This window comes from Archangium minus (assembly GCF_044360475.1).
GTDB classification, from domain to species: Bacteria; Myxococcota; Myxococcia; order Myxococcales; family Myxococcaceae; genus Archangium; species Archangium minus.
Genome location: NZ_CP043494.1, coordinates 5,498,991 through 5,522,970, shown reverse-complemented (window position 1 = coordinate 5,522,970; position 23,980 = coordinate 5,498,991). Strand labels below are relative to the sequence as shown.

Here is a 23,980-nt window from a genome sequence, read left to right as displayed (position 1 = left end):
CTTCCCACGCGCCGCCAGTAAAGCCAGCGGCCGCGATGGCCCCCCCTATTGCGGAAGACGAGGAGTCCCATGACTACCGGTACGAATTCCGGTCCCTCCGCTGTCCCGGACGTGCGCTGTGACACGCTCGTCGAGCTGCTCCGGGCACGCGCCCTGAGCGAGCCCGAGACCCGTGGCTACACGTTTCTGATCGACGGAGAGAGCGAAGAGGCCCACCTCACGTACGCGGAGTTGGATCTCAAGGCACGTGCCATCGCCGCCACACTGCAGCGCATGGGTGCCCAGGGCCAGCGCGCCCTGCTGCTCTACCCACCGGGGCTGGACTACATCGCGGGCTTCTTCGGCTGCCTCTACGCCGGTGTCACCGCCGTCCCCATCTACCCGCCGGACCCGATGCGCCTGGGCCGCACCCTGCCCCGCCTGCTCGCCATCAGCAACGACGCGCAGGCCACGGTGGCGCTCACCACCGACTTCATCTTCGGCATGGCCGAGATGCTCTTCGAGCAGGCCCCGGAGCTGAAGTCGCTGCAATGGATGGCCACGGACACGCTGGACGCCGCTGCGGCCGAGGGCTGGAAGGACCCGGGCGCGACCTCCGACACGCTGTCTTTCCTGCAGTACACGTCGGGCTCTACCAGCACGCCCAAGGGCGTGATGCTCACGCACGCCAACCTGCTGCACAACCTGTCCCTCATCCACGCGTGCTTCGGACACTCGCGTCAGAGCCAGGGCGTCATCTGGCTGCCGCCCTACCACGACATGGGCCTCATCGGCGGCATCCTCCAGCCGCTCTACGGTGGGTTCCCCGTGGTGCTCCTGTCGCCCGTGGACTTCCTGAAGAAGCCCATCCGCTGGCTGCAGGCCATCTCCAAGTACAAGGCCACCACCAGCGGCGGCCCCAACTTCGCCTATGACTTGTGCGCGCGAAAGGTCACTCCCGAAGAGCTCGCGGAGCTGGACCTCAGCCATTGGGACCTGGCCTTCAATGGCGCCGAGCCGATCCGCCCCGAGACCCTGAAGCGCTTCACGGAGACCTTCGGGCCCCGCGGCTTCCAGGAGAAGGCCTTCTATCCCTGCTACGGACTCGCCGAGGCCACGCTCATCGTCACCGGTGGCCACAAGGCCGAGCTGCCCATCCAGCGCACGTTCGACACCGTGGCGCTCCAGAAGAGCAAGGCGGAGCTCGTCCCGACCTCGCACGCGACCGCGCAGACCCAGGTGGGCTCCGGCCGCTGCCTGATGGATCAGAAGCTCCTCATCGTCCATCCCGAGACGGGCGTCCCGTGCGCCGCTGGAGAGGTGGGAGAGATCTGGGTGTCCGGTCCCAGCGTGGCTCAGGGCTACTGGGGCCAGCCAGAGGCCACGGCCCGCGCATTCCACGGTGTGCCCCAAGGCACGAAGGAGGGCCTGCGCTTCCTGCGCACCGGTGACCTGGGCTTCCTCCTCGACGGAGAGCTCTTCGTCACCGCGCGCCTCAAGGACCTCATCATCATCCGTGGCCGCAACCACTACCCGCAGGATCTCGAGCTGACGGTGGAGAAGACCCACCCGGCGCTGCGGCCCGGCTGCGGCGCCGCGTTCGCCATCGAGGTGCAGGGCGAAGAGCGCCTGGTGGTGACCCATGAGATCGACCGCCGGGCCGTTGAGTCCGGCAGCGTCGAGCTGGAGGCGCTCTCGCAGGCTATCCGTCAAGCCATCGCGGACCAGCACGAGGTGCAGGCCCACGCCGTGGTGCTGCTGCAGGCTGGCAGCATCCCCAAGACGTCGAGCGGGAAGATTCAGCGCCACGCCACCAAGAAGGACTTCCTCTCCGACGGCCTGGAGATCGTCCACAAGAGTGTCCTGGACATGCCTGCCACGCCGAAGGAGCAGGCCGCTCCGAAGCGCGAGCCGAGCTTCATCCAGAAGGCGCTCGCCGCTGTGCAGGACCCCCAGGCGCGCCACTCCCTGGTGCTGCTGCACCTGCAGGAGCAGGCCTCCCGCGTGCTGCGCGTCCCCTCCAGCCAGCTCGATCCGAACAAGACGCTCTATGCCTTCGGCATGGACTCGCTGATGGCGGTGGACCTCAAGAGCACCGTCGAGTCGAGCCTCGGCATCGAGGTGCCGCTCACCGACGTCATGCAGGGGCCCTCCCTTACAAAGCTCGCCGGGCTCGTCCTCGGGTACATGGCCACGCCCGCCCAGCAGGGGCCGAAGTCCCACGCCGAAGGTGACGCGCCCCTGTCCGGCGGACAGCAGGCCCTGTGGTTCCTGCACCAGCTCGCCCCCAGCAGCTCCGCGTACCACGTGCCCGTCGCCGTGCGCATCCGCTCCGCGCTGGACGTACCCGCGCTGCGCCGCTGCTTCGAGACGCTCGTCGCTCGCCACCCCGCGCTGCGCACCACGTTCGCCATGACCCCCTCGGGTCCCGTCCAGCACGTTCACCCGCAGATGGCGCTCGACTTCGAGGCCGTGGAGGCCGCGGCCCTGGCCGAGGCGGAGCTCGACACGCGCCTGAACGACGAGGCGAAGAAGCCCTTTGACCTGGAGCACGGCCCGCTGCTGCGCGTGCGCGTCTTCACCCGCTCGCCTCAAGAGCACGTACTGCTCATGACGATGCACCACATCGTCACCGACTTCTGGTCGATCGCCGTGCTCGCCGAGGAGCTCGACACGCTCTACCCCGCCGAGTGCACAGGCCGGAAGGTGGAGCTGCCGCAGTTGGAGGCGACCTCCGCCGACGCCGCTCGCGAGCAGGCCGCCATGCTGGCCGGTCCCCGAGGCCAGGCGCTTGAGGCGTACTGGAGAGAACAGCTCGCCGGTGAGCTGCCCGTGCTCCACCTGCCCACGGATCACCCGCGCCCGCCCGTCCAGACGTTCGTCGGCCGCATTCACACCACCCGGCTCGACGCGAAGCTGGTGGAGCAGCTCAAGGCGCTCGCCCAGGCCCAGGGCACCACGCTGGCCATGGTGCTCCAGGCCGCCTTCCAGGTGCTGCTGCACCGCTACACCGGACAGCAGGACTTCACCCTCGGCGTGGTGAGCGCCGGCCGCGGCAAGGCGGACCTCGCCCGTGTCGCGGGGTACTTCGTCAACCCGCTCGTCCTGCGCACCCGGCCCGCTCCGGATCAGACCTTCGAGGCGTTCCTCGCCAAGACCCGCCAGACGACGCTCGAGGCCTTCGAGCACCAGGACTACCCCTTCAACACCCTCGTCGAGCGGCTCCAGCCGGTGCGCGACCCCAGCCGCTCGCCGCTCTTCCAGGTGATGTTCGCCTACCAGCGCGCCTACAAGCTCGACGAGCGTGGGCTCACGCCCTTCGCCCTCGACATCCCGGGCGCGAAGGCCGAGCTGGCTGGCCTGAAGCTCGAGTCCCTCTCGCTGGAGCACCACGTCGCCCAGTTCGACCTGACGCTCACCCTGGGCGAGGCCGACGGCGGCATGGTCGCCTCGTACGAGTACAACACCGACCTCTTCGAGGCCGACTCCATCGTCCGCATGGCCGGGCACCTGCGCACGCTGCTCACCGGCATCGTCGCAGACCCGCGCACGCAGCTCTCCCGGCTTCCCCTCCTCACCGAGACCGAGCGCCAGCAGCTCCTCGTGGAGTGGCACGGTGCGCACGTCCCCCTCACGGAGGACATGAACGTGCCGGCGCTGTTCTCGACCCAGGCCGAGCGCACGCCCGACGCCACCGCCGTGCTCTTCAAGGACGAGCGGCTCACCTACCGCGAGCTGAAGCAGCGCGCGGGACGGCTCGCCTCATGGCTGCGCTCGGAGGGCGTGGGCCCCGGCTCCATCGTCGGCCTCTGCCTGGAGCGCTCGCTGGAGACGATCGTCTCCGTGCTCGCCGTCCTCCAGACGGGCGCCGCCTACGTGCCGCTCGACCCGGCCTACCCCGCAGAGCGGCTGGCCTACATCCTGGCCGACGCGCAGGTCCCCGTCCTCCTCACCCAGTCCTGGCTGCGCCCCCAGCTGGGACAGCTCTCCGCCAAGGACGGCGCGGTGCGGCTCCTCTGCCTTGATACCGACATGGACTGGAGCCAGGGCAGCGAGGAGGCCCCGGCCCGCATCCAGCCGAACGATCTGGCCTGCGTCATCTACACCTCTGGCTCCACCGGACAGCCCAAGGGCGTCATGCTGGAGCACGTCGGCATCACCAACCTGGTTCGCTCGTTCATCGACTCGTACCAGCCCGGTGCGAATGATCGGATCCTCCCGCTCACCTCGCTCTCCTCCGCCAGCTTCGTGGGGGAGATCCTCCCGCTGCTGTGCGCCGGCGGTACGCTCGTGCTGCCCACCGAGGATGAGATCCTCGACCTGGAGAAGCTGTTCGGGCTGATCGCCCGGCATGCCATCTCCATCGTCAGCACCGTGCCCGCCGTGCTCGCCGGGCTCAACGCGCGCAAGGATGAGCTTCCCCCGCTGCGGCTCGTCCTCAGCGGCGGCGAGGCGCTCGTGGCGAGCGACATGGAGCGCCTGCTCGACACCACCCGCGTGGTGAACGGCTACGGCCTCACCGAGACCACCGTCTGCTCGACGTACCACCCCATCCACGCCGAGGACCTGCGGGCCCACACGTGGGTCCCCATCGGCCGGCCCGTCATCAACACCTCCGTGTACGTGCTCGATGCCCAGCGCAACCTGCTGCCCGTGGGCTGCCGGGGCGAGCTGTACATCGGAGGCGTCGGTCTGGCGCGGGGCTACTGGCGCCGTCCGGAGCTGTCCTCGGAGCGCTTCGTCCCCAACCCGTTCCGGCCCGGCGAGCGGCTGTACCGCACCGGCGACATGGCTCGCTGGCTGCCCGATGGCGTGCTCGAGTACCTGCACCGCGTCGATGATCAGGTGAAGATCCGCGGCTTCCGCATCGAGCTGGGCGAGGTCGAGGCCGCCCTCAAGCAGCACCCCCACGTGCGCGATGCGTTCGTCATGGCGCGCGAGGACTCGCCGGGTGACAGGCGTCTGGTGGCATACGTGGTGCTCACCGACTCCGCGCAGACGAGCAGCGAGCTCCATGCGTGGCTGTCCGAGCGGCTGCCGCCCTACATGCTGCCGTCCGTGTTCATGCCGCTGCCGGCGCTGCCGCTGTCGCCCAATGGCAAGGTGGACACCCGGACCCTGCCCGTCCCCGAGGGCGAGCGCCCCGCCCTGGCCGCCGCCTATGTCGCGCCCCAGAGCTCGCTCGAGCGCGACATCGCCACCGTCTGGCAGGAGATCCTCAAGGTCGACCGCGTGGGCCTCCACGACAACTTCTTCGAGCTCGGCGGCAACTCCATGCTCATCGCCCGGGTGCATCGCCGCCTGCGCGAGGAGCTGAAGACCGAGCTCGCCCTCGTGGACATGTTCAAGTACTCGACCGTCAGCTCACTGGCGCAGTTCCTGAGCCGCAAGACGGACGACTCCTCCGCCAACGTGCAGAAGCTCAAGGACGAGGCCGACAAGCGCAAGGCCGCCATGGGCAAACGCCAGCAGCTCGCCCAGGCCCGTCTGCGCAAGCCCGGCGGCAAGTAGCCCCTGGCCTCCCCTTCTTCCCCCCCTTTGACGAACACGGAACACGCCCTATGAGCACTGAGACCACTCCCGAGTTGGAAGGGATCGCGATCGTCGGCCTCGCCGCCCACCTCCCTGGCTCGCGGACAATCGCCGAGTTCTGGAAGAACTTGCGCGATGGCGTTGAGTCCATCTCGTTCTTCACCGACGAAGAGCTGATCGAGAGCGGGATTGATCCGACGCTTGTGCGTGCGCCCAACTACATCAAGGCGTGCGGCATCCTCGGGGACACTGATCAGTTCGACGCGGCGTTCTTCGGCCTCAACCCGCGCGAGGCCGCGCTGATGGATCCGCAGCACCGCGTGTTCCTGCAGTGCGCCTGGGAGGCGATGGAGACCGCGGGCTACAGCCCGGAGCGGCAGCCGGGCCGGACGGGCGTGTTCGGCGGCATGAGCATGAACACGTACCTGCTCACCAACGTGTACCCGCACCTGTCGCACGTGGCGTCCGTGGAGAGCCTCCAGGCCTCCATCGGCAACGACAAGGACGCGCTCACCACGGAGGTCGCCTACCGGCTCAACCTCAAGGGGCCGGCGGTCACCATCCAGTCGTCCTCGTCCACGTCGCTCACCGCCATCCACTACGCCTGTCAGAGCCTCCTCAACTACGAGTGCGACATGGCCCTGGCCGGCGGTGTCTCCATCCACTTCCCGGAGAAGCAGGGCTACCTGTACTACGAGGGCGGAACCACCTCGCCCGACGGCCACTGCCGCCCCTTCGACGCCAAGGCCCAGGGCTTCGTCTCCGGACACGGCGCCGGTGTGGTGGCGCTGCGGCGCCTCGCCGATGCCGTCGCCGCCGGTGACACCATCTACGCCGTCGTGAAGGCCACGGCGGTGAACAACGACGGCTCGCAGAAGGTGAGCTACATGGCCCCCAGCGTCGAGGGCCAGGCCGAGGTCGTTTCCCTGGCGCAGGCCCTCGCGGGCGTCGAGCCGGACTCCATCGGCTACGTGGAGTGCCACGGCACCGCTACTCTCATGGGCGACCCCATCGAGCTCTCCGCGCTCACGCAGGCGTTCCGCGCCGGCACGGACAAGAAGGGGTTCTGCGCGATCGGCTCGGTGAAGAGCAACATCGGCCACCTGGACTCGGCCGCGGGCGCGGTGGGCGTCATCAAGGCCGCGCTGGCGCTCCACCACAAGCAGCTTCCCCCCACCCTCCACTTCGAATCGCCCAACCCCGCGATCGACTTCGCCAACAGCCCCTTCTACGTGAACACGAAGCTGTCCGAGTGGCCCGAGGGAGAGACTCCGCGCCGCGCGGGCGTCACGTCGCTGGGCATGGGTGGCACCAACGCGCACGCCATCCTTGAGGAGGCCCCCGTCCTCCCCGCCACCGACAAGCCTCGCCGTCCGGCTCACGTGGTGATGCTCTCCGCGCGCTCGGAGGCCTCGCTCGAGGCCGCCACAGATCGACTCGTCTCCCATCTACGTGCGAACCCGGAACTGGACCTGGCCGACGTGGCCTACACGCTCCAACTGGGCCGCAAGCGCTTCGCCCGCCGCCGCATCGTGGTGGGCCACATGCTGGCGGATGTCACCGAGGCGCTCGCCTCAAGGGACCCGGCTCGCGTCTTCAGCAGCGGCCAGGAGACCGAGGGCCGCCCGGTCATGTTCATGTTCTCCGGCCAGGGCGCTCAGTACGTCGACATGGGCCGGCACCTCTACGATTCCGAGCCCCTGTTCCGCTCCGAGATCGACGCCTGCGCGAAGAAGCTGGAGAAGCACCTCGGCTTTGATCTGCGCACCGTCCTGTACCCGCCCGAGGCTCAGCGAGAGGCCGCTACCGAGCGCCTCAAGCAGACCTCCCTCACCCAGCCCGCGCTCTTCGTCGTCGAGTACGCGCTCGCGAAGCTGTGGACGTCCTGGGGCGTGAAGCCGCAGGCGATGATGGGCCACAGCATCGGCGAGTACGTGGCCGCCTGCCTCGCGGGCGTGTTCTCGCTCGATGACGCGCTGGCGCTCGTGGCCGCTCGCGGCCGGCTGATGCAGCAGATGCCCGCGGGCTCCATGCTCGCCGTGCCCATGACCGAGGCCCAGGTGCTGCCGCTGCTCGGCGAGCAGCTCTCGCTCGCGGCCGTCAACAGCCCCGAAACCTGTGTCGTCGCCGGCCCCACCGCCGCCATCGACGCGCTCGTGGAGAAGCTCACCGCCCAGGGCGTCACCACGACCCGCCTGCACACCTCGCACGCGTTCCACTCGTCCATGATGGACCCCATCCTGGATACGTTCCGCGAGCAGGTCCGGCGCGTCGCGCGGCAGGTACCGCAGCTGCCCTACCTGTCCAACGTGACGGGCAAGTGGATCACCGCCGAGGAGGCCACCAGCCCCGACTACTGGGCGAAGCACCTGCGCCAGGCGGTAAGGTTCGCCGACGGACTTGGCGAGCTGCTCAAGGAGGCCGACGCCATCCTGCTCGAGGTGGGCCCCGGCCAGACGCTCGTGACGCTTGCCCGGCAACACCCGGCCAAGGGCGCCCAGCACGTGTTCATCAACTCCCTGCGCCACCCGCGCGAGCAGAAGGCCGATCTGGACTTCCTGCTCGGCGCGCTCGGACGCCTGTGGCTCGCCGGTGTCGAGCCGGACTGGGATGCCTTCTACGGTGACGAGAAGCGCCGCCGCGTCGCCCTGCCCACGGCTCCCTTCGAGCGCCAGCGTCACTGGGTGGATCCGCCCGCGAACACTGGCCACGAGAAGAAGGCCCAGGGCGCGTCCGCGGACAAGAAGCAGGACGTGTCGCAGTGGTTCTATCTGCCCTCGTGGCAGCGTGCCCTTCCGCCCTCCGCCGCGTGGAACGAGCAGAAGGCTTGCTGGTGGTTGTTCGTCCCCGAGTCGCATGGGAGCGAGCTGGGTGCTCACCTGACGCGTCGCCTCCTGGAAGCCGGCCATCAGGTCGTCACCGTCACCCCGGGAACGCACCTCGCGCAGCTCGGCGAGCACCACTGGGCCATCAACCCCCAAGTGTCCGTGGACTTCGAGTCCCTGCTCCAGCAGCTCACGGCCCAGGGGCTCGGTCCTGACCGCATCCTCCACCTCTGGAGCGCCGTCCCCGACACCACCTTCGGCGCGCGTGGGGCCTCGTTCGAGCCGACGCAGCACCACGGCTTCCACAACCTGCTGGTCCTCGCCCAGGTGCTCGGCCGCCAGGAGGCGAGGCCCGTGTCGCTCACCGTGGTCACCCACCGGATGCAGGCGCTCGGCGATGAGAGCCCCAGCCCCGAGAAGGCCACCGTGCTCGGCCCGGTCCGCGTCATCCCCCAGGAGTATCCGCACCTCTCCTGCCGGTCCGTGGACGTGAGCCTGCCGGCCCCTGGAAGCTGGCAGGAGGCCCAGCTCGTCGAGCAGCTCCTCGCCGAGTGCGCCGATGGCACACGGGAGCAGAACGTCATCGCGTACCGCGGCCAGCAGCGCCACGTGCAGGTGTTCGAGTCCGTCGCGGTGCGCGCCCCGAGTCAGGTTCCCCTGCGTGACAAGGGCGTCTACGTCATCCTCGGTGGCTTCGGCACCATCGGCTACAGCCACGCCGAGGCGCTCGCGAAGCGCGTGCAGGCCCGGCTCGTGCTCGTTGGCCGCTCCGCCCTGCCCGAGCGCTCCGCGTGGGATGCGTGGCTCGCGACGCATGACACGCAGGACCCCATCGCTCAGAGGATCCGAAAGGTGCGGGAGCTCGAGGCCCTGGGCGCCGAGGTGCTCGTGGCCAGCGCGGACGTGGCCGACCGGGCCCAGCTCCAGGCCGTCATCAACCAGACCCTCGCGCGCTTCGGCGCGCTCCACGGCGTGGTGTTCTCCGCCGGCACGGTGGACGCGTCGCTCTTCCGCGCCCTCGCGGATGTGACTCCCGCGACGACACGCTTCCTCTTCCAGAGCCGGGTGCTCGGGCTGTATGCACTCGAGGAGGTGCTGCGTGGCCGGCAGCTCGACTTCTGCATGCTGGCCTCGTCGCTCGCGGCGGTGCTCGGGGGCGTGGGACGCGCCTCGTACTCTGCCGCCATGAGCTTCATGGATGCGTTCGCCCTGCGTCAGACACAGGAGTCCCCGACCCCGTGGCTGAGCGTGGGCTGGGACGCCTGGGCCTTCGACCTGAGCAACAACCCGTTCGGCTCGCTGTCCATCTCCGCCAAGGAAGGAGCCGAGGCTTTCGTCCACCTGCTCTCGCTGGGGCGGGTGGCCCAGGTCGCCGTCTCCACCAGCAACCTGCTCGCCCGCATCGAGCGCGCGGCCCGGCCCGAGCCCCAGCAGAAGGTCGAGCAGGCCAAGGCCGAGCACGTGGTGCCCGACGCGCAGGCCCAGCAGGCGGCCCCGCGCCCCACCCTGCAGAACGCCTACGTGGCCCCGCGCGATGAGTTGGAGGAGTCCGTCGCGAAGCTGTGGGAGTCCATGCTGGGCATCACCCAGGTTGGCATCCACGACAACTTCTTCGAGCTGGGTGGCAACTCGCTCGTCGGCATCAAGCTGATCGCCCGGGTACGCGAGCAGTTCGGCGTTCCGGTCCCCGCCGTCACCCTGTACGAGGGCCCGACGGTGGAGGCGCTGGCGAAGCTGCTCAAGGCCGCCACGGCTGGAGCCGAAGAGACGCAGTCCGAGGACTCCGAGTCCGAGAGCCGCAGCCGAGGCGAACGCCGCCGAGCCCGCAGGCAGCGCCGCGGCGACAGCGCCACCGAAGACTAGAACCGAGACCCCTCGTTCAGAGGACACAAGCCCATGTCGACCGAGACCATCATCGACGAGCAGGACATCGCCATCATTGGCATGACCGGACGCTTCCCCGGCGCGCGGGATCTCGACGCGTTCTGGAAGAACCTGTGCAACGGCACGGAGTCCATCCGCCCGCTGAGTGACGCAGACCTGGAGAAGCTCGGCGTGGATCCGGCCCTGCGCAAGGATCCGCACTATGTGAAGGCGAGCGCCGCGCTGGAGGGCATGGAGTTGTTTGACGCCGGGTTCTTCGGCTTCACGCCTCGCGAGGCCGAGCTGATGGACCCGCAGCACCGCGTCTTCCTTGAGTGCGCCTGGGAGTCCCTCGAGCACGCGGGCTACGCGCCGGACCGGTACGAGGGAGCCATCGGAGTGTTCGCGGGCGCGTCCACGAACACGTACCTCATCTACAACCTGGTCCCCAACGCCGATCAGCTCGGTGCGCTGGATCAGGTGCAGATCGACGTGGGCAACGGCGGGGACTTCCTCAGCACCCGCGTCGCCTACAAGCTCGACCTGCGCGGCCCCAGCTACTCCATCCTCAGCGCCTGCTCGACGTCGCTGGTCGCCACTCACGTGGCCTGCCAGAGCCTCCTGAACCAGGAGTGCGACATGGCGCTGGCCGGCGGCGTCTCCATCCACGTCAAGCACCCCGAGGGCTACCCCTACGTGCCGGGCGGCATCGTGTCCCCCGATGGCCACTGCCGCGCCTTCGACGCCAAGGCGGAAGGCACCGTATTCGGCAGCGGCGTGGGCGTGGTGGTGCTCAAGCGCCTCAAGGACGCCCTCGCGGATGGTGACTTCATCCACGCCATCATCAAGGGCTCGGCCATCAACAACGACGGCGCCCACAAGGTCGGCTACACCGCGCCCAGCGTCGAGGGCCAGGCCGCCGTCATCGACGAGGCGCTCGGCGCCGCGGGCGTGGAGCCGGAGACGATCAGCTACATCGAGGCCCATGGCACCGGCACCCAGATGGGTGACCCGATCGAGCTGCGCGCCCTCACCAAGGCGTTCCGCTACAAGCCCGGCACCGCGCGCGCGGCGAAGATGCGGGTCGCGGTGGGCTCGCTCAAGAGCAACATCGGTCACCTGGCCAACGCCGCGGGCGTCTCCAGCCTCATCAAGGCCGTGCTCGCGCTCGAGCACCGGAAGCTGCCGCCCAGCCTGCACTTCGAGAAGCCGAGCCCGGAGATCGACTTCGCCAACAGTCCCTTCTACGTGAACACCACGTTGGCCGACTGGAAGGTGCCCGCGGATGCGCCTCGCCGCGCGGGGGTGAGCTCGTTTGGTGTCGGCGGGACGAACGCCCATGTCGTCCTCCAGGAGGCACCTGCCCCGGCGCCCACCACCGCGTCTCGGCCCGTGCAGCTGCTCGTGCTCTCCGCCAAGACCGAGACGGCGCTCGAGGCGGCCACGGACAACCTCGCTCGGCACCTGCATGCGAACCCTGGGATCAACCTGGCCGATGTGGCCCACACGCTCCAGGTGGGACGGCAGGACATGGCCTTCCGCCGAGTGGTCGTGTGCCGCGATCGCGAGGAGGCCGTGCGCGCCCTCGAGACGCGTGACCCCCAGCGCGTCTGGACCGGTTCTCCCACCGCTCAGGACCGGCCGGTGGCGTTCCTGTTCCCCGGCCAGGGCTCGCAGTACGTGGACATGGCGCGCGAGCTGTACGCCTCCGAGCCCGTGTTCCGTGCGCACCTGGACTCCTGCGCCACGCTGCTCAAGCCGCACCTCGGGGTGGACCTGCGCCAGCTGCTCTACCCGGAGCCGTCCTACGCCGAGAAGGCCGCCCTCGCGCTCACTCGGACCAGCGTCGCCCAGCCCGCGATCTTCTCCATCGAGTACGCCCTGGCGCAGCTGTGGATCTCCTGGGGTGTGAAGCCCAAGGCGATGCTCGGACACAGCATCGGTGAGTACGTGGCCGCATGCATCGCCGATGTCTTCGAGCTGCGTGATGCGCTGGTGCTGGTCGCCACCCGCGGACAGATGATGCAGGAGCTGCCCACCGGCTCCATGCTGAGCGTGATGCTCCCCGAGGAGGAGCTGCGTCCACACCTGAGCACGGAGCTCTCCGTGGCCGCCGTCAACGCGCCGAACTTCACCGTCGTCGCCGGGCCCACGCCCGCCATCGAGGCGCTCCAGGAGAAGCTCAAGGAGCGCGGCGTGAACGTGCAGCCGCTGCACACGTCCCATGCGTTCCACTCGGCGATGATGGACCCGCTCGTGGCGCCATTCACCGAGCGCGTGCGCCTGGTGAAGCTGAACCCGCCGAAGATTCCCTTCATCTCCAACGTCACCGGTACGTGGATCGAGCCCTCCCAGGCCACCAATCCCGCCTACTGGGCCTCGCACCTGCGCCAGGCCGTGCGCTTCGCCGATGGGATGAAGACGCTCGCGCAGAAGCCGCAACAGGTGCTGCTCGAGGTCGGTCCCGGCAACACGCTCGCCACTCTCACCCGGCAGCAGCCCGGCCAGGCCGAGCGCATCGTCCTGTCCTCCACCCGCCACCCGCGGGAGCAGGCCTCGGACGAGATCGTCCTGCTCGGCACGTTGGGCCGGCTGTGGCTGAACGGTGTCTCTCCCGACTGGTCCGGGTTCTATGCCCGCGAGCGGCGGCGCCGGATTCCGCTGCCCACCTACCCGTTCGAGCGCCAGCGCTACTGGGTCGACGCCCGTCCTGGTGGCGCGGCTCAGCGTTCGGCGGCCTCCGCCGAGAAGAAGCGCGATGTGGCCGACTGGTTCTACGTGCCCTCGTGGAAGCGCACGTCGGCGCCACGCGCGGCGCAGGGGTCGAAGGCTTCCGGCCGGGGCTGGCTGCTCTTCGCGGACTCGAGCGGAGTGGCGGACGCGCTCACGCCGAAGCTGGCCCAGGCGGGTCAGCCCGTCATCCGCGTCGTCCCCGGTGACGCGTTCGGCCGCGATGCCAACGGCACCTATACGCTCAATCCCCAGAAGCGTGAGGACTATGCCGCCCTGCTCCAGGCGCTCCAGAAACAGGGCCAGTCCTTCGATGGCGTGGTGCACCTGTGGGGCGTGACGCCCGGGCCCGTGTCGCTCGAGCAGGCGCTGGAGACCGGCTTCTACAGCCAGCTCTTCCTCGCGCAAGCTCTGGGCGCGCAGGGGCGCTCGGAGCCGCTCGCGTGGTGGGTCGCATCGAACGGCACCTGCAAGGTGGAGAGCGCGGACGAGCCCTCGCCCGAGAAGGCAACGCTCCTCGGTCCGTGCCGGGTCGTTCCCCAGGAGTACCCGCACATCACCTGCCACTTCGTGGACGTGGCGCTCGGTGGGAATGGCGGCGCGGACACCGTGGCGGGTCAGCTCCTCGCGGAGCTCCAGGCCGGTTCGTCCGAGGCCGTCATCGCGTGGCGTGGTCGCCAGCGCTGGGTGCAGACCTTCGAGCCCGTGCGTCTGGAGGGCGATGCCGCTCCCGTGCGGACGCTGAAGGAGCGCGGCGTGTACCTCCTCACGGAGGGACTGACGGGCATCGGCCAGGCCATTGCCGGTGAGCTGGCCCGCTCCTCGCGTGCCCGGCTGGCGCTGGTGGAGGGCAAGGAGTTCCCGTCCAGGGACCAGTGGGAGCAGTGGCTGTCGTCCCGAGGCGCGCAAGATGTCATCAGCCGGAAGATCCAGGCCGCGAAGGCGCTGGAGTCGGCCGGAGCCTCGGTGCTGGTGCTCGGTGCGGACCTGACCGACGAGGCGCAGATGCGCCAGGCGATCTCCCAGGCTGTGGAGCAGTTCGGCCAGCTCGATGGCGTCATCCACGCCGCGGGCGGTCTGCGTCAGGGCTCCACGCTGGGCATCATCCAGGAGACGAGCCCCAGCGAGTGCGCCGCGCACTTCGCTCCGCAGGTGCACGGCCTGCGCGTCCTGGAGAAGGTGCTCCCCACCGAGGGCCCCGGGTTCTGCCTCCTGGTGTCCTCGCTGGCGTCCATCCTCGGAGGCCTCGGGCAGGTGGTCCACTCAGCGGCCAGCCAGTTCATGGACACCTTCGCGGAGCGCCGGAGCGAAGCAGGCGCGTTCCCGTGGATCAGCGTGGACTGGGATGCCGTGCGGTTCGATGAGGATGCCTCCCTGTCGAAGCTGAGCCCGGCGCTGGCGCAGTTCGCCATCCAGCCGCAGGAGGGGCTCGACGTCATCCGCCGCATCTTGACCCAGGCTTCCGGGGGACAGCTCGTCGTGTCCACGGGCGACCTGGAGGCCCGCAGGCGGCAGGGGCCTCGCGCCGCTCCGGCTACGGGCAAGAAGGCGAAGACGGGAAGCCACGCACGACCCTCGCTGGCCACCCCCTACGTGGCGCCCCGCTCGGACTTGGAACGCACCGTGGCCTCGGTGTGGCAGCAGGTCCTGGGCATCGAGCAGATCGGCGTCAACGACAACTTCTTCGAGCTAGGCGGGCACTCGCTCCTCGCCACGCAGCTGCGCAACCAGCTCCACGCCGAGCTCAAGGTGGACCTGCCGCTGCGAGGCCTGTTCGAGACGCCCACGGTGGCGGCCACCGCCGCGAAGATCGAGGAGGAGCTGCGCAAGAACGCCGCGGCCTCGGAGAAGCCCATTGGCGAGCGCCTGCGCTCCGCCTTCCCCACGGAGCGCCAGGGCCTCCTGGAGGACTACCTGCGGAAGAAGATCGCCCACGGGCTTCGCATCCCGGTGGAGCAGCTCCCAGCCGATGGCAACCTGAAGAGCTACGACCTGCGGCTGCTGGGCGCCGAGGTGGAATACAACCTGCGGCAGGACTTCAAGTTCCAGCTCTACCCGCACGAAATCCAGGAGCACGCATCCATCCCTGAGCTGGCCCGCTACCTGCTGGCGGAGATGGAGCGCCTCGCGAACCCGGCGAAGTTCGTCTCCGACAAGCCGCTGTCGGCCTACGCGCTCAAGCCGTATCGCAAGCACTCGGCGGACAGCACGTCTCTGACGCAAGGCAGGCGCAAGAACCCGCCCATGGTCTTCGTGCACTCCAGCCCGCGCGCAGGCTCCACCCTGTTCCGCGTCATGCTCGCCGGACACCCGAAGCTCTTCTGCCCGCCCGAGGTCAACCTCCTGTTCTTCGAGAACATGCGGGAGTGGCGCGAGAACATCGGCTTCGGCCACGAGATGGAGTGGACGACCGGTGGCCTCCAGTGGGCCTTCATGGAGCTGATGGGCATCGACTCCGCCGCGGGTCAGGCGCTCGTCGACAAGTTCGTGGCGGAGAACACCCCGGCCCAGGACATCTTCGCCAAGCTCCAGGAGCTGTCCGCTCCCCGGCTGCTGGTGGACAAGACGCCCTCGTACGCGCTGGACCCCGAGACGCTCTGGCGCTCGGAGGTGATGTTCGATCAGCCGAAGTACATCTTCCTCTACCGCCATCCGTACCCGGTGATGGAGTCGCTGCTGCGCGTGCGCTTCGACCGGCTCTTCGGCCCCAGCCTCTTCGGTGACGCCGAGGTGGATCCGCACGTGGTCGCGGAGACGGTCTGGGCGCTCTGCAACCGCAACCTGCTCGACTTCTTCTCCCGCGTGGACAAGGAGCGCGTCCTCTGGGTCCAGTACGAGCAGCTCGTGCGCGAGCCCGCCCCCGTGATGACCCGCGTGTGCGAGTTCCTCGGGATTCCTTTCGATGAGCGCGTGCTCCAGCCGTACGACGGCAAGCGCGAGCGCATGATGGGCGGCCTGGGAGACCCCAACATCCTCCAGCACAAGGGCATCGAGAAGGGGCTCGGCGAGAGCTGGAAGAAGATCAAGTGGCCGCGTCCGCTGGATCCGACCACGCTCGAGCTCGTCGCCCGGCTCGGCTACGAGGTGGAGCAGACCGCCGCGCCGCCAAAGCCCGCCGCGCCCAAGAAGGCCCCCACGAAGGAAGAGGCGGAGAAGCTGCTCGCGAACCTGGATCAGCTCTCGGATGAGCAGGTCGCGGAGCTGCTCGCGATCCTCGCCGCCGAGAAGGAGAAGGCCTGAGCCATGGCATCCACGCCCGATGACAAGCGCGCCCTGCTGGCGCAGCTCCTGCGCGAGAAGACCCAGAAGGCGAAGCAGGCCCCCCTGTCCTTCGCGCAGGAGCGCATGTGGTTCCTCTACCAGTGGAACCCCGCCAGCGCGGCCTTCAACATGCCGGGAGCGGTTCGCCTCTCAGGTGACGTCGACACGGAGGCGCTGCGGCGGAGTCTTCAGGAGCTCGCGCGCCGCCATGAGACGCTGCGCACCACCTTCGCGGACCAGGACGGGCGCCTGCTCCAGTCCGTCGCGCCGTCGCTGGAGATTCCCCTGTCCCTGGTGGACCTGCGAGACATTCCGGAGGCGCAGCGCGAGCACCAGGCCCGCGAGCGCATCACCGCCGAGGCCCGGCAGCCCTTCGACCTGACCCGTGGGCCCCTGCTGCGCGCCGTGCTGCTGCGACTCGCCGAGCGCGAGCACGTGCTGCTGTTGTGCATGCACCACATCGTCTCGGATGGCTGGTCGCTGGGAGTGCTCGTCCGTGAGCTGGCGGCGCTCTATGCGGCGTTCGTCCAGGGACAGCCCTCCCCGCTCCAGGCGCTGCCGCTCCAGTACGCGGAGTTCGCCTCCTGGCAGCGCGAGTGGCTCCAGGGTGAGGTGCTCGAGACGCAGCTCTCCTGGTGGCGCGAGCGGTTGGATCCCAACGCCATCCTGGAGCTGCCCACCGACCGGCCCCGTCCCACGGCACTCAGTCCCCACGGCGCTCGCCAGACGGTGATGTTGCCTCCGGCGCTCACCCAGGCCCTCAAGGCGCTCGGCCAGCGCGAGGGCAAGACGCTCTTCGTCACCCTCCTCGCCGCCTTCGACGTCCTGCTCCACCGCTATACCGGGCAGGAGGACCTCGTGGTGGGCACGCCGATCGCGGGCCGCAACCGGTCCGAGCTCGAGGGGATGATCGGCCTGTTCATCAACACCCTGGCCCTGCGCACCTCGCTGTCGGGCCAGCCCACGTTCCGCGAGCTGATGGGCCGGGTCCACCAAACGACGGTGGACGCCTTCGCCCATCAGGATCTGCCGTTCGAGCGGTTGGTGGACGCGCTCAAGCCCGAGCGCCGGCTGAGCCACAGCCCCCTGTTCCAGGTGATGTTCATCCTGCAGAACGCCCCCATGCCTCCGCTCCAGGCGCCGGGGCTGGTGATGGAGTTCCAGCAGCCTGAGACTGGGACGACCAAGTTCGACCTGACGCTGATCGCCACGGAGCTGCCCGAGGGCCTGCGGATCGTCGCCGAGTACAGCACGGACCTCTTCGAGGCCGGGACGCTCACCCGCCTGCTGGCGCACTACCAGACGCTGCTCACGGGCATCGCGGCCCACCCGGATCAGCCGATCAGCACACTGCCGATCCTCCCCGAGCCGGAGCGGCGGACCGTGTTGGCCGATTGGAACGGGCCCGCTACCCGCTACTCGCGGGACGTCTGCCTCCACCAGCTCATCGAGGCCCAGGTGGAGCGCACGCCCGACGCCGTGGCCCTCACCTTCGAGGGCCAGTCCCTCACCTATCGGGAGCTCGACTCCCGCGCCAATCAGCTCGCCTGGCACCTGCGCTCGCTCGGCGTCGGCCCCGAGTCCCGCGTCGGTCTGTGCCTGGAACGTTCGCTGGAGATGGTTGTCGCGCTGCTGGCCACCCTCAAGGCGGGCGGTGCCTACGTGCCCCTGGACCCCGCCTACCCCCAGGAGCGCCTGGGCTGGATGCTCGAGGACGCTCGTCCCACCGTGCTCCTGGCCCAGAACCATCTGCTGCCGCGACTTCCTGCGCAGAGCACCCACGTCGTGTGCCTGGACTCGGGCTGGGCCGACATCTCCCTCCAGCCGCGCAACGCACCCGCTCCTCGGGCCACGGCGCAGAACCTCGCCTACATCATCTTCACCTCCGGCAGCACCGGCCGCCCCAAGGGCGCCATGAACGAGCACCACGCCGTGGTGAATCGCCTGCTGTGGATGCAGGACGAGTACAAGCTCGGGGCCCAGGACGTCGTCCTGCAGAAGACGCCCTTCAGCTTCGACGTCTCCGTCTGGGAGTTCTTCTGGCCTCTCATGCAGGGCGCCCGCCTGGTCCTGGCCAGGCCCGGTGGTCACCAGGACCCCGACTACCTGGCGAGCCTCATCGCACAGGAGCGCGTCACCACCCTGCACTTCGTCCCCTCCATGTTGAAGGTGTTCCTGGAGGAGCCCAACCTGGAGACGCGTTGTGCCTCACTGCGACGCGTGGTGTGCAGCGGCGAGGCCCTCCCTGTGGAGATTCAGGAGCAGTGCCTCCAGCGGCTGCCCCAGGCCGGACTGCACAACCTCTACGGCCCCACCGAGGCCGCCGTCGACGTCACGTATTACGCCTGCAAGTCGGGAGAGGCCCTGCGCTCCGTGTCCATCGGCCGCCCGGTGGCCAACACGCAGATCCGCATCCTGGATGCCCGCCTTCAGCCCGTACCGGTGGGAATCTCCGGTGAGCTGTACATCGGTGGCGTGCAGGTGGGCCGTGGCTATCGCGCCCGTCCGAACCTCACCGCCGAGCGCTTCATCCCCGATCCGTTCAGCGCCGAGCCGGGCGCGCGGATGTACCGCACTGGCGATGTGGCCCGGTGGCTGCCGGACGGCAACATCGAGTACCTGGGCCGCGCCGACTTCCAGGTGAAGGTGCGAGGCTTCCGCATCGAGCTTGGGGAGATCGAGACGCTGCTGGCCCAGCACCCGGCGGTGCGCCAGGCCGTCGTCATCGCCCGCGAGGATCGCCCCGGCGACAAGCGCCTGGTGGCCTACGTGGTGGCCTCGTCCGAGCAGGCCTCCACGGCTGAGCTGCGCTCCTTCCTCCAGACGCGCCTGCCCGAGCACATGGTGCCCTCCGCTTTCGTGGCGCTCGAGAAGCTCCCGCTCAGCCCCAATGGCAAGCTCGATCGCCGCGCGCTCCCCGCGCCGGAGCTCGGCAAGTCCAGCGCGGACCAGCCCTTCGAGGCGCCTCGTACCGAGCTGGAGCAGCTCATCGCTGGCATCTGGAAGGAAGTCCTCCAGGTGGAGCAGGTGGGTGTGGACGATGCCTTCTTCGCGCTGGGTGGCAACTCGCTGCTCGCGCTCCAGGTGCACCGCCGCCTCAAGACGGCCCTGGGCACCGAGCTGGCGCTGACCCAGCTCTTCCAATACCCCACTGTTCGCGCCCTGGCGGCCCGGCTCTCGAAGCAGGACAGCACGCAGGACTCGGCCCAGACGGGACGGGCTCGCGCCGAGGCCCGCCGGGCCTTCACCCGCCGCATGGGCGGCGCGCGCGCACGCACGGATTCGCAAGACGGAGATGACTCGGATGTCTGAGCAGCACGAAGAGGTGGAGCGCATCGCCATCGTCGGCCTGTCGGGGCGTTTCCCGGGAGCGCGAGACCTCGACACCTTCTGGGACAACCTCCGGCGCGGCGCCGACGCCCGACGCACGCTGACCGACGCGGAGCTGGAGGAGGCCGGAGTCCCCCGCGCCCTGCGTGAGCGCCCGGACTGGGTGCGCGCGGCCTACGTGCTCGACGAGGCGACGCACTTCGATGCCGGCCTGTTCGGCTTCAGCCCTCGCGAGGCGGAGCTGATGGATCCGCAGCAGCGCCTCTTCCTCGAGTGCGCGCAGGAGGCCCTGGAGCACGCCGGCTATGATCCGGAGCGATTCAAGGGTGCAGTCTCCGTCTTCGGCAGCGTGAGCCTCAGCTCGTACCTGATCCGCGCGCTGATGCGGCAGCCGGACATGCTGGACACCGTGGGCTCGTACGGGCTGATGGTGGCCAACGACAAGGACTACGTGGCCACACGCGTGTCGCACCGGCTCAACCTGCGCGGCCCGAGCTTCACCGTCCAGACGGCCTGCTCCAGCTCGCTGGTGGCCATCCACCTGGCCTGCCAGAGCCTGCTGTCGGGCGAGAGCGATCTGGCGCTCGCTGGTGCAGCCTCGGTGTCCTTCCCCCAGACGAGCGGCTACCTGTACCAGCAGGGGATGATCCTCTCGCCGGACGGCTACTGCCGCGCCTTCGACGAGCAGGCCCAGGGAACGGTACGTGGTGCTGGCGCGGGCATCGTGGTGCTCAAGCGCCTGTCGGACGCACTGCGCGACCGAGACACGGTGCACGCCGTCATCCTCGGCTCGGCGGTGAACAACGATGGCTCCTCCAAGGTGGGTTACACCGCGCCCAGTGTGGAGGGCCAGACGGCCGTCATCTCCGAGGCCATGGCCATCGCCGGCGTGGAGCCGGAGGACATCCAGTACGTCGAGGCCCACGGGACGGGCACCTCCATTGGAGACCCCATCGAGGTGGCCGCGCTCAACCAGGCCTTCGGCGGTAAGCGCGTGGGGGCGAAGCGCTGCGCGCTCGGCTCGCTCAAGGCGAACATCGGCCACCTGGACGCGGCGGCGGGCGTGGCCGGCGTGGTGAAGACGGTGCTCGCCCTGAAGCACCGCCTCATTCCTCCGATGGCGCACTTCAAGCGGCCCAACCCGCGCATCGACTTCGACGGTGGGCCCTTCTACGTCTCCGCGGAGGCGCGTCCCTGGGACGGCGGTGGCCAGACGCGGCGCGCGGGCATCAGCTCCTTCGGCATCGGCGGGACCAACGCGCACCTGGTGCTGGAGGAGGCCCCCGCTCCGCAGCAGGCCACGGCATCCAAGAAGCCCTGGCACGTGTTGACCCTATCGGCACGCAGCGCGGCCGCCCTGGACGAGGCCACCGCGCGGCTGGCCTCGCACCTGGAGCACCACCCCGAGGCCGCTCTCGCCGACGTGGCGTACACGCTGCAGGCGGGCCGCCGCACGTACGAGCACCGGCGCGCCGTGCTCTGCCGCGATGTCGCCGAGGCCCGGGCCGCACTGGGAGATGCTCGCCGCGCGCTCGCTGGCTCGGGGACGAACCTCCAGCGGCCTGTGGTGTTCCTCTTCTCGGGACAGGGCACCCAACACGTCGGAATGGGGCGGGCCCTGTACGAGTCCGAGCCCGTCTTCCGCAAGCACCTCGACGCGTGCGCGGACGCGCTGAAGCCGCACCTCGGGAAGGACCTGCGTGAGGTGCTCTACCCCGCCCAGGGCGGCGAGGAGACCGAGGCGCTGCTGCGTCGGACCGAGCTCGCGCAACCCGCGCTGTTCGCGGTGGAGTACGCGCTCGCGAAGCTCTGGATGTACCTGGGCATCGAGCCCGAGGCGATGATCGGCCACAGCCTGGGCGAGTACGTGGCCGCGTGCCTCGCCGGAGTCTTCTCACTGGAGGACGCGCTGAAGCTGGTGGCGGTGCGCGGGCGGTTGATGCAGTCGCTCCCGTCAGGCGCGATGCTGTCCGTCCACCTGCCGGAGGCAGAGCTCACGCCGCTGCTGCCACCCGGGGCCTCGCTCGGCGCGATGAACGGCCCGGCCCTCCAGGTGGTGTCCGGAACGGAGGAGGCGGTATCCGCGCTGGAGAAGGCACTCGCCGGACGCGGCGTGGAGGCCCGCCGGCTGCACACGTCGCATGCCTTCCACTCGGCCATGATGGACCCGGTGCTGGAGGCGTTCACCCGAGAGGTGTCGAGCCTGCGCCTCTCGCCGCCGAAGCTGCCCTACGTGTCCAACCTGACCGGCACGTGGATCACCGCCGAGCAGGCCACGGACCCGAACACCTGGGCGAAGCACCTGCGCCAGCCCGTGCGCTTCGGCGAAGGGGCCGCGCTGCTGCTCGGCAACCCGGAGCGCGTCTTCCTGGAGGTCGGCCCGGGTCACGCCCTGGGGACGCTGGTGCGCCGGAGCGCGCCGGCCGGCACGCACCCCACGGTGCTCACGTCGCTGCCTCAGCCGCGAGATGCACAAGACGCCGCGCAGCACGCGACGGAGACAGCCGCGCGGCTGTGGCTGGCGGGGGCGAAGATTGAGCTGGCGAAGCTGTACGGCAAGGAACCGCGCCGCCGCGTGCAGCTCCCGGCCTACCCCTTCCAGCGCGAGCGCTATGACCTGCTGAAGGGAGGCGTGGCGCCCATCTCCCTTTCGAAGCCCCCGGTGGCCGAGGACGGCTCGCGGGTGGAGCTCTCCGTTCCCGCCTGGAAGCGCACGGCGGCTGCTCCGGTGGCCCCCTCGCTCCAGGGACAGCGCTGGTTGGTGCTGGAGGGAGCGGGAGCCCTCTGCTCGCGCCTCACCGAGCGGCTGCGCGCCGGCGGTGCGGATGTCGTCTCGGTGGAGGCCTCGCGGCAGGAGTCCCTCCGCGAGCAGGTAGAGCGGCTGCGCACCGAGAGCTGGACGCCCGATCGGATCGCCAACCTGTGGCCCCTGTCGCCCGAGGCGGGAGAGGAGCTCGTCCTCCACGGACTGCTCGACCTCGCGCGAGCGATCGGCCCGGATGTCGTCAATCACTCCATGGCGCTCTCGGTCGTCACCTGCGGAGCGCAGGATGTGACGGGTGAAGAGCCGCTCACTCCCGTGCGAGCCACCGCGCAGGGCGCGTGCCGCGTGCTGCCGCTGGAGTATCCGGGCCTGCGCTGCCGCTCCATCGACGTCACCCTGCCCCAGGAGGGCGCGGGAACGGACCTCTGGGTGGAGCGACTCGTGGCGGAGCTGGCCTCCGACGGCGAGCCCGTGGTCGCGCTCCGCGGCCCGTACCGCTACACCGAGTCCTTCGAGACCGTCCCCGCTCCGGCGACGGCGGCCTCGCTGAAGGAAGGCGGCGTCTACCTCATCGCGGGTGGACTGGGACGCGTTGGCCTGTCGCTGGCGGAGCAGCTCGCCTCCGCGGTGCGTCCGAAGCTGGTGCTGCTCTCGCGCCGGGCCCTCCCGGCCCCCGAGGAGCGGGACGCCTGGCTCGCCGGCCATGGCGCGGAGGACCTGGTGTCGCGCGCCATCGAGCGCGTGCATGCGCTGGAGCGCGCCGGAGCCCAGGTGCTGGTGCTGCGGGCGGAGCTCGGTGACGCCGGCCAGGTCGAGCGCGCCCTACAGGCGGCGGAGTCTCGCTTCGGCCCGGTGGACGGCGTGTTCTTCGCCTCGGGCGATGGCGGGAAGGCCGCGATGACGCCGGTCTCCGAGGCCACGCGCGAGGTGAGCGCCCCGGTGCTCCGGGGACGCCTGACGGGGTTGATGAACCTCGCCGAGGCCCTGAAGGGGCGCCGCCCGGCCTTCGTGGCGGTGCACTCGTCCCTCACGGCGGTGCTCGGTGGCTTTGGCTGCGCCGTGCTCGCGGCGGCCCATGCCGGCATGGACGCCTTCGTCGCGCACCAGGCCCGCGTCTCCGGCACCCGCTGGTACAGCGTGGACTGGGACGTCTGGGGCGTGGGCACGGGGTTCCGCCCCGAGGCGGTGATCGCTCCGGACGAGGGCTTCCGGCTCCTGTTGGGCCTGCTCGCGTCGCCCACGGGCGGACGCTGGCTCGCCGTGAGGGGCGCGCTGGAGGCCCGGCGGCGGACTCCGGAGGCGGGCAGCACCTCGGCCGACGGCGCCCCCGCGAAGACCGGCCAACGGCATCCGCGCCCGCCGCTCGCGAACGCCTACGTGGCGCCTCGCGAGGAGACCGAGCAGAAGCTGGCCGACATCTGGCAGGAGCTGCTCGGCATCGAGCAGGTCGGCATCACGGACAACTTCTTTGAGCTGGGTGGACACTCCCTCCTGGGCGTGCAGGTCCTCGCTCGCGTGCGCGAGGCGTTCCGGGTGGAGCTGCCCCTGCGCGCCCTCTTCGACTCCCCCACCGTGGAGGTCATGGCGCTGGCCATCGTGCAGACACGAGCCAGCGAGACCGATGCCTCCACACTGGAAGCGCTGCTGGCCGAGCTGGAACAGCAAGGCTGAAACAACCGCGGCGCCCGACATCTTC

At 69.8% G+C, this 23,980-nt stretch carries 5 protein-coding genes; all 5 read left to right on the top strand.

The features are described 5' to 3' along the window. The first annotated feature begins 69 nt into the window (after positions 1-69). From F0U60_RS22515 to F0U60_RS22495, 5 genes are read left to right on the top strand one after another with little or no spacing between them, the layout of a single operon-like run. Complete coding sequence (locus F0U60_RS22515) at positions 70-5,490, top strand: amino acid adenylation domain-containing protein (RefSeq protein ID WP_395823144.1); 5,421 nt, start codon at positions 70-72, stop codon at positions 5,488-5,490. 50 nt (positions 5,491-5,540) lie between these two features. After that, positions 5,541-10,199 carry an SDR family oxidoreductase gene (locus F0U60_RS22510; RefSeq protein ID WP_395823142.1) on the top strand — a complete coding sequence of 1,553 codons (4,659 nt, stop codon included), beginning with the start codon at positions 5,541-5,543 and terminating at the stop codon, positions 10,197-10,199. Between the two features lie 33 nt (positions 10,200-10,232). After that, complete coding sequence (locus F0U60_RS22505; protein ID WP_395823140.1) at positions 10,233-16,169, top strand: SDR family oxidoreductase; 5,937 nt, start codon at positions 10,233-10,235, stop codon at positions 16,167-16,169. A gap of 3 nt (positions 16,170-16,172) precedes the next feature. After that, positions 16,173-19,502: an amino acid adenylation domain-containing protein gene (locus F0U60_RS22500; RefSeq protein WP_395823138.1), complete on the top strand. Its 3,330-nt coding sequence runs from the start codon at positions 16,173-16,175 to the stop codon at positions 19,500-19,502. Further along, complete coding sequence (locus F0U60_RS22495; RefSeq protein WP_395823136.1) at positions 19,495-23,955, top strand: beta-ketoacyl synthase N-terminal-like domain-containing protein; 4,461 nt, start codon at positions 19,495-19,497, stop codon at positions 23,953-23,955. Before F0U60_RS22500 ends, F0U60_RS22495 begins: the two co-directional genes overlap by 8 nt. The last annotated feature ends 25 nt before the right edge of the window (positions 23,956-23,980 follow it).

Excerpts from the sequence above, each read along its gene's own strand:
- F0U60_RS22515 (WP_395823144.1), top strand. The coding sequence starts at position 70 with ATGACTACCGGTACGAATTCCGGTCCCTCCGCTGTCCCGGACGTGCGC.
- F0U60_RS22510 (WP_395823142.1), top strand. The coding sequence starts at position 5,541 with ATGAGCACTGAGACCACTCCCGAGTTGGAAGGGATCGCGATCGTCGGC.
- F0U60_RS22505 (WP_395823140.1), top strand. The coding sequence starts at position 10,233 with ATGTCGACCGAGACCATCATCGACGAGCAGGACATCGCCATCATTGGC.
- F0U60_RS22500 (WP_395823138.1), top strand. The coding sequence starts at position 16,173 with ATGGCATCCACGCCCGATGACAAGCGCGCCCTGCTGGCGCAGCTCCTG.
- F0U60_RS22495 (WP_395823136.1), top strand. The coding sequence starts at position 19,495 with ATGTCTGAGCAGCACGAAGAGGTGGAGCGCATCGCCATCGTCGGCCTG.